Genomic DNA, 13341 nt, shown 5'->3' with positions numbered 1-13341 from the left:
GTCGCGACTTGTTCGCGGGACGTAGGGCCGGGGAACCAATTGTACCCCGGCCCTAATTTAAGGGATTTCTTTTTCATGAATAATAAATATTATGATATTGTTTTGTTGACTCAAAAAGACTATGTAAACCCAAGTCATATTGATTCTTATATAAAAAATATATTAATAGAAGATGAGTTATTAACCAGTGCATTGGAACATAAGGGATTTAAGGTAACCAGGACTTATTGGGATAATGATTCATTTGACTGGACAAAAACACGTTTTGCTTTATTTAGAGCAACTTGGGATTATTTTCACCGATTTGCAGAGTTCCAGCTATGGTTAAAAAAACGTGCTCAACAAATCGAGTTTATTAATCCTTACTCGGTTATTCAATGGAATATGAACAAAAAATATCTGAGCACTTTGCTGCAAAGAGGGGTAAATATTCCCCCCACATTATTTCTTGAGCAAGGAGTGCACACCAGCTTAAACAATTTACTAAAGCAAACGGGCTGGAGTAAAGCCATACTAAAACCCGCAATTGGAGGTGGGGCGCGTCATACTTATCTTTTTAATGAACAAAATGTAGGTAATTATGAAGATACCTTTCAGCGATTAATTAGTACAGAGTCCATGTTAGTTCAGGAGTTTCAGGAAAATATAAAATCTAAAGGAGAAGTCTCTTTTATGGTTTTTGGTGGCCAATACAGCCATGCAGTTCTAAAAAAAGCAAAGGCAGGTGATTTTAGAATTCAGGATGATTTTGGTGGAACCCTACATTCTTACATTGCTTCAAGAGAAGAAAAGCTTTTTGTTGAACATGCCATAGCTCAATGTGATCAATCGCCCATTTATGCTCGAGTCGATGTGATGTGGGATAATCATAATGAATTGTGTCTTTCTGAGTTAGAAATGATAGAACCAGAGCTATGGTTTCGAAAGAACGAATATGCAGCTCAGGCTATGGCTGATGCGGTATCTGATTATTGCATGGGCAAAGTGGCCTTAATATAGGTTTTTTCAGGTAAAGCGTCATCTCGAGCGTTAGCGAGAGATCTCCACAGTTGGAATTGAGCTACATTCAGGAGATCTCTCGCTAACGCTCGAGATGACGTGTCAACCAAGAATACTATTTTACAGGAAGCATATTTTTATTAGGTGGATAGGGTGATAACATCATCCGCGTGGAGCTTTAACTAAGGATAGTTGATCACATGAACAATGGAATGAATTCATTCGTTTTTTTCGTGGCATTAATTGCCGGATTTGGTGGGTTTCTCTTTGGCTTTGATTCCAGTGTCATTGCAGATGTTAAAGATCAAGTTATAGGCCAATTGGCTCTTTCTGAGTGGCAATGGTCTCAAGTGGTTAGTATCAGTCTATTAGGATGTGTCCTTGGTATTCCCTTAAGTGGTTTTTTTGCTGATAAACTAAGTCGCCGTTACTTGTTAAAAATTGTGGCTTTAGGCTTTATATTTGGAACGGCACTATGTTCTCTGACCAGCAGCCTGATTATTTTATTGATAGGGCGATTCATCATCGGTGTCTGTATAGGAATTGCTTCTTATATAACCCCATTATTTATTGCAGAAATTGCTCCTCCTAATAGGCGTGGCACTTTAGTTTTAATTAATGGATTAACGATTACCTTTGGTCAGGCCATAGCTTATTTAATTGGTTATTTTCTTCATGATTATTCCTCGAATAGTTGGCGTTATTTATTTGGAATGGGAAGCGTACCTTCTTTAGTTTTATTCATCGGTATGTATTTTGTTCCTCATTCACCTCGTTGGATAATGAACAAATATGGAATGGAAGAAACATTCAAGACGCTAAAACGAATTCGCCCCTCTAATTATAATATTCAAAAAGAACTAGATGAAATTCATATTAATTTAAAACACACTCAACCTGATTATCGTTTATTAATCAAGGCGCCAATTGTTTTTGTTTTATTTGTTGGAATTGCTTTGGGAGTATTTCAACAACTTTCGGGAATAAACGCAGTGATGTATTACGGACCGGTGATCTTTGAATCAGCTGGTTTTTACCCTGTTAAAAATGCGATTTTGGCAACTTTTTGCATGGGGGCTGTTAATTTTATTTTTACCCTGGTTACTTTATTTTATATAGACAGATTAGGGCGGCGCATTTTGTTATTAAATGGAACGATGCTGGCTGCAGCGAGTCTTTTTTCCGTTAGCTTGTTCTTCAATTATGGATTACCCGGTCACAAGTTTTGGATATTAGGTTCTTTATCTTTCTATGTTGTAGGTTATTGCATTAGCGTAGGCTCTTTGTTTTGGGTTTTAATTTCTGAAATTTATCCTTTACCTATACGGGGTTTAGCGATGAGCATTGCCACTGTGGTTCAGTGGGGTGCTAATTTTGTAGTGTCCCTTTCTTTTTTGACGATTTATCAATCAATAGGGCAAGTGCTTACCTTCTCCTTGTTTGGTTTATTATGCTTATTAGCATTCCTCTTTGTTTATTATTTTGTCCCAGAAACTACAGGTGTTTCTTTAGAAAACATTGAAAAGAATTTGATGGCCGGTAAAAAAATCAGAGATATAGGTAAGCAGTTACCTAAAAAAATAAAGACTGGTGAATTTGAATTATTAAGGGAGTAACCATGATGCATACCGCAAATCAGCAAAAAAAATGTCGTATTGGGATAATAGGGGCGGGTAGAATTGGTAAGTTGCACGCTGAAAATATTAAATATCATTTACCGCAATATGATTTGCATGCAATAGCGGATCCTTGTTTGGATAAACAATGGGCAGAGAGGCTATCAATTGCGTCTTTGTCTAATCAGGTTGAGGATGTGCTTTTCCATCAGAATTTAGACGCTGTCATTATTGCTTCGCCATCTCATCTGCATTTAGAGCAAATTAAAGCGGCCAGTGAATCGGGAAAAGCTGTATTTTGTGAAAAGCCTATTGGCTTAAACGAAGAAGACATCTTAACGACATTAAAGGGCGTTCAGTCAAACAACACGCTGTTACAACTTGGCTTTAATCGTCGTTTTGATCCCAGCTTTGCGCATTTACAAACAACGGTCCAGGCTGGAGCAATCGGAGCCATTCATCTGGTTAAAATTACCTCTCGGGATCCTGCATGCCCAAGCAAAGAATATTGCGCTACCTCTGGAGGCATGTTCATGGATATGACCATCCATGATTTTGATATGGCTCGTTTTTTAGTGCGCTCAGAGGTGGTTGAGGTTTATGCAATAGGTTCAGTGCTCATTAATCCTGATTTTGAACTATTTAATGACGTGGATACTGCAATAATACAAATGCGTTTTGCTAATGGGGCTTTAGGCGTTATAGATAATAGCCGTCAGGCAGTTTATGGATATGATCAGCGTATTGAAGTATTTGGTAATGCCGGAATGTTACAAGCAGCAAACCATCTAAAACATTCAGTAACTCAATATTCAAGTACTACGACAGAACAGGCTAATCCGGAATATTTTTTCCTTGAGCGCTATCAGCAGGCTTACATTGCCGAGTTGCAGGCTTTTTATAATGCCTGGCTACATAAGAGTTCAAGTCCTGTATCAGGAGAAGATGGATTGCAGGCTTTGCGAATCGCAAAAGCGGCAAAACAATCTTTAGATACTAAACTACCTGTTGTATTGAGTTGAGGACAGCATGAAATACCCAGCGTTTTATTTTGATCAAAGCAGGCCTGTAGATTTGATTTGTATGGGCCGTGTGGCGGTAGATTTATATTCAGAACAAATTGGGGTTACGTTAAGGGACACTTCTACTTTTAAAAAATATTTAGGAGGCTGCGCCGGTAATATTGCAGTGGGAACTGCTCGTCTTGGATTAAAGACCATGATGTTTTCCTGCGTTGGACAAGATGAGATGGGGCGTTTTTTAAAAAACGAATTGGAAAGTGAGGGAGTGAGTACCGATTTATTGTATGAAACAGAGCACCATCTAACGGGTTTGGTGTTGCTGGGAATTAAGCCGCCTAAAGATTTCCCCCTAATGTTTTATCGTACTGATTGTGCCGACATGCAAATAAAATCAAATCAGATTAATAAGACTGTGTTAGAACAGGCAAAAGCACTTTTAATTACCGGGACGGGGTTGTCTACAGAGGAAATGCGGCAAACTACGAAAGAGGTCATCCAATTAGCCAGACAAACTGAAACAGCGGTTATTCTTGATTTGGATTATCGCCCGGTTCTTTGGGGGTTAACGGCAGCGGGAAATGGTGAAACTCGATATTATCGTAATCAGGAAGTCAGTAATACTTATCAGAAAATTTTGCCTCTTTGTGATTTAATTGTGGGCACTGAAGAGGAGATTTGCATTGCCGGAGGACATGATGAGGTAAGCTGTGCATTAGAAAAAATCAGGCAATTGACTGATGCTCCCATAGTGATAAAACTTGGAGAGAAAGGGGCGCAGGTTAGTTTTAAAGGACAGAGCGAGCCCTTACGAACAAAGCCTTTTGCAGTACACGTACTTAATGTTCTGGGAGCTGGCGATGGATTTATGGCCGGTCTTTTAGCCGCTCTATTGCAGGGCAAGTCTTGGGAATTAGCTACCACCCATGCGAATGCCAGTGGTGCTTTGGTGGTCACTCGCCATGGCTGCGCACCTGCTATTCCCTACCAGAAAGAACTGGAGTATTTCATTGAGCAATATGATGCTAATCCTCTGGTCTGGGGCAGTCCTTATCTGGCTCAATTGCATGAAAAACCAAATGAAGTTACTTCTTCCCAGATCCTCATTAAAAATCCGCAAGGATTTTACAAGGGACTTAATCCCATTGTGAGTTTAGACAAGTCTTTAGCAAATGCTGGAATGAATTTTAGTTCGATTAAGCTAGATAAAGGACAAAGTCATTTATTTAATATTCAATATGAATTTGCAGCCCTGTTGATGACCGGAAAAGTAGTATTTCATTATGCAAATCAAAGTCAGCAAGTGCAGCGATATGATTATTTTTCACAAGCCCCCATAGTGTTACATTGTTCTTCCGGTCAAATTGCTTCAGTTGAAGCGCTAACTGACTGTGAGATTTTAGTGATGGAAACAGAGAATGACTGTCAATTTGCTCCTCAATTATTTGATGAGTCTAATCTGTTGGAGTTAGACAATAGAGGCAAGGATATCCTGAATGATACTTCGTATCGTATCGTGAGGACGGTATTTGATAAACGTAATCGACCCGAGTCCAATTTGGTTGTTGGAGAAATTATCACTTTTCAGGGGCGTTGGTCGAGTTATCCGTCGCATTTTCATGATCAACCCGAAATTTATCATTATCGTTTTTCAGAACCCCAAGGATATGCATTTGGAGAGAATGGGCAAGAGGTTTTGCGTATAGAGCATTATGACACCTATCAAATTGCTAAAGGTCAAACTCATGCGCATTGTGTTGCTCCTGGTTATGCTCTTTATACCCTTTGGTTTATACGTCATTTAAAAAATAATCCCTATCATACGCCAACGTTTAAGAAAGCGCATGAATGGACAAGAACAATTAAAGCCAATCGCCGAGTTTGGCAAGATAAAACTGGGGAGAGCCGCAATGAAGATTAAACTAACCATGGCTCAAGCCTTATTGAAGTTTTTAGCTAATCAGTATGTAGTGATGGATGGGCGTGAGCATCAATTCGTAAAGGGAATCTTTGGTATTTTTGGTCATGGTAATGTGACTGGCCTGGGTGAAGCACTTGAGTATGACAATTACGGTTTTACCTATTACCAAGGGCACAATGAACAAGGCATGGCTCATGCTGCGACAGCTTATGCGAAACAAAAAAATAGATTAGGTATCTTCGCTTGTACCTCTTCTATTGGTCCTGGCGCTACTAATATGATTACTGCAGCAGCAACCGCGACAACCAATAGAATTCCTTTATTATTATTACCAGGTGATGTATTCAGCTGCAGGCAGCCGGATCCGGTGTTGCAACAGCTTGAAGTACCTCATGATTATACTTTATCTGTAAATGATTGTTTTAAACCAGTCAGTAAATATTGGGATAGAATTAGTCGTCCAGAGCAGCTAATGATAGCGGGGCTAAATGCAATGAGAGTTTTAACTGATCCTGTTGAAACTGGCACTGTAACCCTATGTTTACCTCAGGATGTTCAATCTGAGGCCTACGAGTACGAACAGTCTTTCTTTAAAAAAAGATTATGGCATATCGACAGAGAGCCTGTTAGCGACAGAGCTTTGGAACAGGCAGCGGAACTTCTTTTAAATGCTAAAGAGCCACTGATTATTTCCGGAGGCGGCGTACATTATTCCTTTGCCACGGAGGCTTTATCTGAATTTGCCATGCGGTATAAAATTCCTGTGGCTGAAACTCAAGCAGGAAAAAGCAGTTTAGTCGCCACCCATCCAATGAATGTAGGAGGAATAGGCGTCACAGGCTCTGAGGTAGCGAATTATTTGGCCGCACATGCCGATGTAATTTTAGTGGTTGGTTCCCGTTTGCAGGATTTCACCACTGCTTCTAAATGGGGTTTTAAAAACGATGATTGCAAAATAATTCACCTGAATGTATCCCGTTTTGATGCAATGAAAATGGACGGTTTGATGTTAAAGGGAGATGCCAAGTCAGGTCTTGAACAATTAAGTAAGAAAATAATCGGCTATCAAACTCCTCTTACCTATCAGCGTTTAATTCAGCATTATCAAGAGCAATGGAAACAGGAAATAAAGCGTGTTTGCTCAAGTTCTGTTTCTTCTAAAACAGGTTTAGCGCAAACCAATATTTTAGGTTTATTAAATGATTTGATTATCGAAAATGATGTAATCATCAGCGCAGCAGGAAGCCTGCCTGGGGATTTACATCGTATTTGGCAGTCAAAAAAACCTAAGGATTATCATTTGGAGTATGGCTATTCATGCATGGGTTATGAAGTGGCTGCAGGTCTTGGAGTAAGATTAGCAAAAGAAAACACCCCTGGTGAGGTGTATGTTTTAGTTGGTGATGGGAGCTTTTTGATGATGCATTCCGAGCTCCTCACCAGTATTCAAGAACATAAAAAAATGACCATTATTATTTTTAATAATCATGGCTTTCAATGCATTAGAAACTTGCAGGAAAGTAATGGCAGTCAGGGGTTTGGCAATGAGTTCCGATACAGACAATCACAAACAAATCAATTAACCGGTGATTATTTGCCTATAGATTTTTGTAAATATGCGTCAGGACTCGGTGTTAAAAGTTTTTTTGCTGAGTCCTATGAACAGTTGGAGAAGGCTTTACAGGCCGCAAAGAACGAGTCACATTCATCTGTAATTGTTTTGCCTGTATTGCCCAAAACCATGAGTAATGGCTATCAGACCTGGTGGCGTGTTGGTGTTGCAGAGGTATCAAATTCCAAAGAAGTAACCAAGGCACATCAAACTATGGTGCAGCAACTTGAAAAAGTCAGAGGGTACTAGATTGGTTCATCTATAAATTTTTATAAGGAATTTTTTATGCACATCAAACTGGGAATAGCTCCAATCAATTGGTGCAATGATGATGATCCTGAGTTGGGTAAAGATATTAGTTTTGAGCAATGCATTCAAGAAATGGCCATGGCTGGCTATACAGGCACAGAATTAGGGAATAAGTATCCTCGAGATGTATCAGTGTTAAAGAGTGCTTTAACTCAGAGGGGATTACAGTTATCCAGTGCTTGGTTTAGTACGTTTTTCACCGCTCCAGAACAGTATGAGAGTACTTTATCCCGATTTATGGAACACTTAAGTTTTATGCGTGCTTTAGGAGCATCGTTTATTAATATTTGTGAGTGCGGTCATGCGATCCAGGGAACTGATTTACCCATTTTAAATCCTCAATACAAACCAGAGTTTAATGAAGAGCAGTGGGGAAGACTCATCCAGGGATTACACACCATCGGCAGAATTGCTTACGATTTTAACATGCATCTTGCTTATCATTATCATGCTGGAACAGGGATTTTTTATGAACGTGAAATAGATTATTTAATGGAGAGCACCAGTCCTGAGTTAATTTCTTTACTGCTTGATACAGGACATGCAGCCTTTGCAGGAGTAAATCCGCTTCATTTAATTCATAAGTATGGGGATCGTATTTTATATGTCCATTTGAAAGACATACGTGCAGAGGTGTTAAATCGAGTTACAACAGAAGAATTAAGTTTTATGGATGCAGTACGCGCTGGGGTATTTACCGTACCTGGAGATGGGATGGTAGATTTTTCCTCCGTTTTTAATGCGTTACAAAAATGCAACTACTCCGGCTGGATGATAGTGGAGGCCGAACAAGATCCTGCAAAAGCCCCACCGCTTGAGTATGCCAAAAAAGCTTATGATTTTTTGAGGTTATACATTAATTATAGAGGATAGTTGATTGAAAAGTACCCCTATTTTTTTTAATAAAAAATTAGGCACAATCTTAATTTTGCTCTAAGATAGGAACGTAATATTTAACAACAAGGAGATTAAGGATGTCACATGTTGATAAGCTGATACAGTCTGCAATGACTGCTTTTTTTGTTCTCGTCGGTTCTAATGCCGCTTTAGCCGATGTTGCTCCAAGTACTTCTGCTACTGAAAAATGTTATGGAGTCGTTAAAATGGGCATGAATGATTGTGCTACGGCAACTGCTTCATGCGCGGGCTCCTCTACTAAAGACAATCAAAAAGATGCCTTTCTTATTATGCCCAAGGGGCTATGTGAAAAAATTGTGGGCGGATCTCTTGAGGCAGGGAAATAAAGTCATTTGATTAACAACAATAAATATAGGGAAATGAACATGAAACGTAATCTGTCGTGTCTGCTTGCATTGCTAATAGCCGTTTTTAGTTTTTCCGCTGCAACTTATGCAGAGCAGGAAACTTTTACCCTGGACAAAAATCATACCTATGTATTATGGAGTATTAAGCATTTGGGTTTCTCAACTCAAGTCGGTAAGTTTTACGCTACTGGTCAACTCGTGCTTGACAAAGATCATCCAGATCAAAGTAAAGTTAATGCAACAATCAAAATTGCTGATATAGCGACTGGTTTACCAGAGCTGGATAAGCACTTAAAAGATAAATTATTTTTTAATCAGGAAAAATTTCCTACAGCTACCTTCGTAAGTGATAAAGTACAAGTCTTGGGCAAAGACACTGCCAAAGTACAAGGCATGCTGACCCTGCATGGAGTGACTAAGCCTGTAACCCTTGATGTTACCTTAAACAAGACGGGTATTAATCCCATTTCTAATAAAAACGCTGTTGGCTTTACGGCATCTACCGAGATTAAGCGATCAGATTTTGGTATGAATACCTTGCTACCCGATCTAGGTGATGAGGTCACGATACAAATAGGTGCTGAAGCATATCAAGATAAAAAATAAGGCGAATCATGCAAATAAAAAACAGTAAAACCCGTTTTGGGATAGTAGCTATTTCTTTGCATTGGATTGTAGCTATTCTTATCATTGGTTTATTGGCAGAAGGTTTGTATATGGTAGATCTGCCTATTAATTTACAAAAATTAAAACTTTATGGATGGCACAAAGAGTTCGGTCTTTCTGTGCTTTTTCTAGCAATTTTCAGGATTATCTGGCGTTTAGGTAATCAAATGCCGGAGTTGGAGTTGCCCTGGCTTGAGAAGCTTGCAGCACGGAGCATGCATTGGGCATTTTATATCTTCATGTTTGCTATGCCTATTACAGGTTGGTTAATCACGTCCGCGGCCGGTCTTCCAGCTTCTTTTTTTGGTCTGTTTACCTTACCTAATCTTGTCGCAGCTGATGAACATAATCGACTTTTATTTCAATGGGTGCATGAGTGGTTAGGTTATGCGTTAATAGCGGCCATAGCCCTTCATACTGCAGCAGCTTTAAAGCATCATTTTATTAATAAGGATGATATATTGCGAAGAATGCTTTCATAAAATTATCGTTAGATTATCTTTGATGTCCAATGAGTTGTAAATAATCAATAAAATCAAATCCTTGTCCTTTGTTGTTAGAAAGGACAAGGATTTTAAAGAAATCAGGTCTACATAATTTTGAGTTTATTCTACCTCTTTTAGAGGTTTTAAGTTAGCTAAAACACCTTCATAAAAAGGATAATTACTTATTGAAATACTACCCGAGAAGGGGTAGTCGAAACAAAGCGCCAAGGTTAAATTAAATCCGATGACTATAGTTAAACAGATATTGGCAAAGATGCGCGCGGGGCCTTTTGTTTTTAAAAAACTGGCCAAGACGATAATCACTATTGCCCCCAAAATTAATGCAATACGGATCTCATTATTAATAATACTTTTTACAGCAAGCAATCTATCGCGGCGCTTTTTTAAGGCAGTATCCATGTTGTTCATGATCTGGCCATAAAAAAAAGTTTCCTTTGCTGTTTTTGCGGTATATTGCTGAAAAGTGATATAAAGTTTCTGAAACGCATCCCACGCTTTATTACTCTCTTTTCCTTGCTTCATTTTTTGCCATTCATCGTCTCTTATTGCTTGCAAGTATGCCGCAATATTTTTTCTTAAGAAAAAAGCATCCGCTTGAGGGAATACTTTGATATTATGAACAATAGAGCTAATTGCGCCTGCCTCTTCATAGACATCCTTTTGTACTTCCATATAATGGCCCCACAGGGTGATTATGACAAAACCCAGGAAAATCCCATAACCACTTCCCATAACACCAAGTATACTGTCAGTATCACGGGTGTACTCTGGGCTAACTGATTCAGATTTAATAAAAATTGACCCTATATAACTTACAACCAGAGAAAGAGAAATTAACAGAATAGTACTGAGAATAAAAATTTCACCTACAGATAATAAATTAATTAACTCACGAAACATTGGTTTCTCCTGATGCTGAAACACTGAATGAATAGCCCTTTATTAACAATTGTGACTTTGCTATTAATAAAGACTGGGAAAAAAGTTGACGATCATGCTATTGAGCATCCACATAATGCATTAAATAGTGATTGAGCAAAGCAGGGCATTTGCATAACTGGTTCCGGCGTTTAAGGTATTGAGTATTTGATTGGTGAGTTTATTAAAATCCCCTTGACCTAGATAGAAAAAACGATATCCGCATTCCAGGGGCGCTTGACCAAATACATGATTAATCCGAACGCCAACTCCTGCCATCGCACTGAATGCGGCTGTTGTACGTCCTGAGAAAGTCTGGTCTGGAATGGTCACTCCGCCATCAAGTGATGTTTCTCGTACAGTACCGGTTGTTATAATGTTGGGACCAATGCCAGCATCTAAGGTTAGATTATATGGCGCATCATCCTTCTTTTTTACGAGTGCTTTGGCGGCGAAATAAATAGGGTAATTGGTAGTTGAGTAGTAATATCCTAAATTGGTAAAGAGCTGTTCTTGTATCACTACCCCACTTACATTCGTTTTTGCCAGATAAAAAGCATTGACCCCATAAGACAGGTTCAAGGGATTGCTCTCTTGAGCATTAAGATAATATCCGACGCCCACAAGACCATTAGAGTCATTAGGTTGATTCACAGCGAAACGGTCGCCAACCAATCCATCGATATAGATGTTTTGTGAACGTCCTTGATTTGCTGTAAATCCTCCAAGTTGAAGCGATATTTTGCGATCAGCTGTCTTGAGTTGGGACAGGAATGTTGCCACGCCATTTGAATGAGTGGTGCGGGGTGGTATTGAATCAGTTCTGTGATTTGAATCAGCGGCGGAGAAGGCTACTTGTACATTTAAGCCTAACCACATCATTACTAACAGAGAATACTGATTTCCTTTATCAAAAAACATTGAGCCTCCATGTTCTAGTTACTCAATAAATAATTTCGTCAATAATTTGATTATATGAGCATTTTTATGAGATATACTTTGGGTTTGTCATTTAAACTACCCCATGTTATCACTTGTTGTTATTGATTAAAATATATCGCGACTTTGTTTATGCGGTGAAAAATATCTTCGATCATCCATTACTGGGGGACATTGATTGGCGAGAAGCAGGTTGAATTACCTGTGCTTTAACACCTAATAAATAGAATAGAAAAGGAATTTCTAAGTAAGCATGAAACATTGCAACGATGCTGTATAATAGTTTTCCATACTTGAAAAATAAAATAAATCCTATTCCAATCAGGGTAAAAAAAATCAATTGAATTTTATTGGTTTTAATTGGGGTAACTGATAATTTCGGGAGTACATTTAGAACAAAGTAATAATGCGTCATTTGTAGATAAATTGCCGCTGCAAAGAAAGCGATATTTAATGAGGACAGCTTTGGGGATAACAGATAATGTGATAAATAGGCCTGAGTCGTTGTCGATGAGATATAATGGGGGTCTATAGCAAAGAAGAAAGCAAACAGAAAAACCAGAACAGGGTTAATTAAAAAAATGACCCACGCTTTGCATGTTGCTTTTTGAAGAGCAAGAAATCCCCAGGGAGTCAAATTGTGAAGGAAGACCAAACAAAATAATAGTAAAAAAGGATTTACAATAAAACCGAGGCAAACTATAAAGACAAGAGCTGCTAAAATTAAATTTATTCTCCAATACAGGGTGCTCAGGAATAATAAAATTAAAATAAAAATTTCAATAATTAAAACATTGGGAATTGAGATAATTAAATTAATTGTTTTGGTAATCACCAGAATAAACAGTAAAATCATTATAAAGAGAAAGAACTTAGCCGGGATTTTTTCTATTAGATTTTTGCGTATATAGCTTAATTCATAGAGCACATGTGGCAGTCCCAAAAAACAGATAGAAATTAGATAGGAGTTTAAGGGGATGATGGATGCAGCAATCATCAGAACAATAATGGCGCTATCACTGACTATTATACTGGAGTTGTTGGCGTTTTGGTTTTTTGTCAAAAGTAAGATCCCAAAAGAAGAGCATTTGCCCTGGGTTGTATTTATTATAGGGTTAAATCTTTGTACTAATCCATTAGCACACTTTATTTATTATTTCTTATCTTCGCAAATATTGGTGGGTTTCAGCTGGATTATTACGGAATTATTAGTGGTATTAATGGAAGCAAGTTTAATTAATCTGGTCATGTTGATCCCCATAAGAAAGGCTTTAATTTATTCATTGATACTCAATGGAACATCAATCGTACTTGGAGAGTATATATGGTGGGGTTTATATCTATTGCATTAAGCGTACTGTGCGTTTTTTATGCTTTGGCCAGTTACGCTGATTTAATTGTCGAGCCCAGGATAGAACCTGGCTCTACAAGTTTTTTGAGCGGGCCTGCATCGATATTGGGAATTGTTATTGTGGCTGGGGTGATTATTTTATTATTGGTTGCCTACTATATGCGTAGAAAATAGAAGGTGCCAAAAGCATAGTCATTAATAAAAATCTTTAAAAGGATAC

General features: G+C 38.4%; 13 protein-coding genes. 10 read left to right on the top strand and 3 right to left on the bottom strand.

Annotated features, from left to right (window positions below; translation table 11 throughout):
- The first annotated feature begins 75 nt into the window (after window positions 1-75).
- The 9 genes from LOX96_RS16560 to LOX96_RS16520 all read left to right on the top strand — a co-directional run bounded on the left by LOX96_RS16560 (window position 76) and on the right by LOX96_RS16520 (window position 9889).
- Complete coding sequence (locus LOX96_RS16560; protein WP_250424595.1) at window positions 76-999, top strand: ATP-grasp domain-containing protein; 924 nt, start codon at window positions 76-78, stop codon at window positions 997-999.
- Window positions 1000-1199: 200 nt separating this feature from the next.
- Window positions 1200-2615, top strand: coding sequence for a sugar porter family MFS transporter (locus LOX96_RS16555; RefSeq protein ID WP_250424596.1), 1416 nt, complete (start codon window positions 1200-1202; stop codon window positions 2613-2615).
- A gap of 5 nt (window positions 2616-2620) precedes the next feature.
- Window positions 2621-3637, top strand: a complete 1017-nt coding sequence (gene iolG / locus LOX96_RS16550) for an inositol 2-dehydrogenase (RefSeq protein ID WP_250424613.1) — start codon at window positions 2621-2623, stop codon at window positions 3635-3637.
- Window positions 3638-3644: 7 nt separating this feature from the next.
- On the top strand, window positions 3645-5555 hold the full coding sequence (gene iolC, locus LOX96_RS16545) for a 5-dehydro-2-deoxygluconokinase (RefSeq protein ID WP_250424597.1): 1911 nt from the start codon (window positions 3645-3647) through the stop codon (window positions 5553-5555).
- On the top strand, window positions 5545-7416 hold the full coding sequence (iolD, locus tag LOX96_RS16540) for a 3D-(3,5/4)-trihydroxycyclohexane-1,2-dione acylhydrolase (decyclizing) (RefSeq protein ID WP_348645862.1): 1872 nt from the start codon (window positions 5545-5547) through the stop codon (window positions 7414-7416). Before iolC ends, iolD begins: the two co-directional genes overlap by 11 nt.
- A 36-nt stretch (window positions 7417-7452) precedes the next feature.
- On the top strand, window positions 7453-8349 hold the full coding sequence (gene iolE / locus LOX96_RS16535) for a myo-inosose-2 dehydratase (protein WP_250424599.1): 897 nt from the start codon (window positions 7453-7455) through the stop codon (window positions 8347-8349).
- A 101-nt stretch (window positions 8350-8450) separates the two neighbouring features.
- Entirely contained in the window at window positions 8451-8720 is a 270-nt protein-coding gene (locus LOX96_RS16530) for a BufA1 family periplasmic bufferin-type metallophore (protein WP_250424600.1), read from the top strand.
- Window positions 8721-8759: 39 nt separating this feature from the next.
- Entirely contained in the window at window positions 8760-9347 is a 588-nt protein-coding gene (locus LOX96_RS16525) for a YceI family protein (RefSeq protein ID WP_250424601.1), read from the top strand.
- Window positions 9348-9355: 8 nt separating this feature from the next.
- A complete protein-coding gene (locus tag LOX96_RS16520; protein WP_250424602.1) occupies window positions 9356-9889 on the top strand; it encodes a cytochrome b in 534 nt (177 codons plus the stop codon).
- Window positions 9890-10012: 123 nt separating this feature from the next.
- On the opposite strand, the gene LOX96_RS16515 is transcribed toward LOX96_RS16520, so the two are convergent.
- The 3 genes from LOX96_RS16515 to LOX96_RS16505 all read right to left on the bottom strand — a co-directional run bounded on the left by LOX96_RS16515 (window position 10013) and on the right by LOX96_RS16505 (window position 12833).
- Window positions 10013-10813 (bottom strand): bestrophin-like domain, encoded by an 801-nt coding sequence (locus LOX96_RS16515; protein ID WP_250424603.1) that lies wholly within the window; start codon window positions 10811-10813, stop codon window positions 10013-10015.
- Between the two features lie 120 nt (window positions 10814-10933).
- The gene (locus LOX96_RS16510) at window positions 10934-11752 is read right to left on the bottom strand and encodes a hypothetical protein (protein ID WP_250424604.1); all 819 of its coding nucleotides are present in this window, start codon (window positions 11750-11752) and stop codon (window positions 10934-10936) included.
- A gap of 172 nt (window positions 11753-11924) precedes the next feature.
- Window positions 11925-12833, bottom strand: a complete 909-nt coding sequence (locus LOX96_RS16505) for a hypothetical protein (RefSeq protein WP_250456419.1) — start codon at window positions 12831-12833, stop codon at window positions 11925-11927.
- A gap of 261 nt (window positions 12834-13094) precedes the next feature.
- Between LOX96_RS16505 and LOX96_RS16500 the strand changes: the two genes are divergently transcribed.
- The gene (locus LOX96_RS16500) at window positions 13095-13295 is read left to right on the top strand and encodes a hypothetical protein (RefSeq protein ID WP_250456410.1); all 201 of its coding nucleotides are present in this window, start codon (window positions 13095-13097) and stop codon (window positions 13293-13295) included.
- Window positions 13296-13341 lie beyond the last annotated feature (46 nt).

Source organism: Legionella maioricensis (assembly GCF_023618015.1).
Taxonomy (GTDB): Bacteria; Pseudomonadota; Gammaproteobacteria; order Legionellales; family Legionellaceae; genus Legionella; species Legionella maioricensis.
The sequence above is the reverse complement of the archived record's forward strand: the minus strand, read 5'-3'. Positions and strand labels throughout refer to the sequence as shown.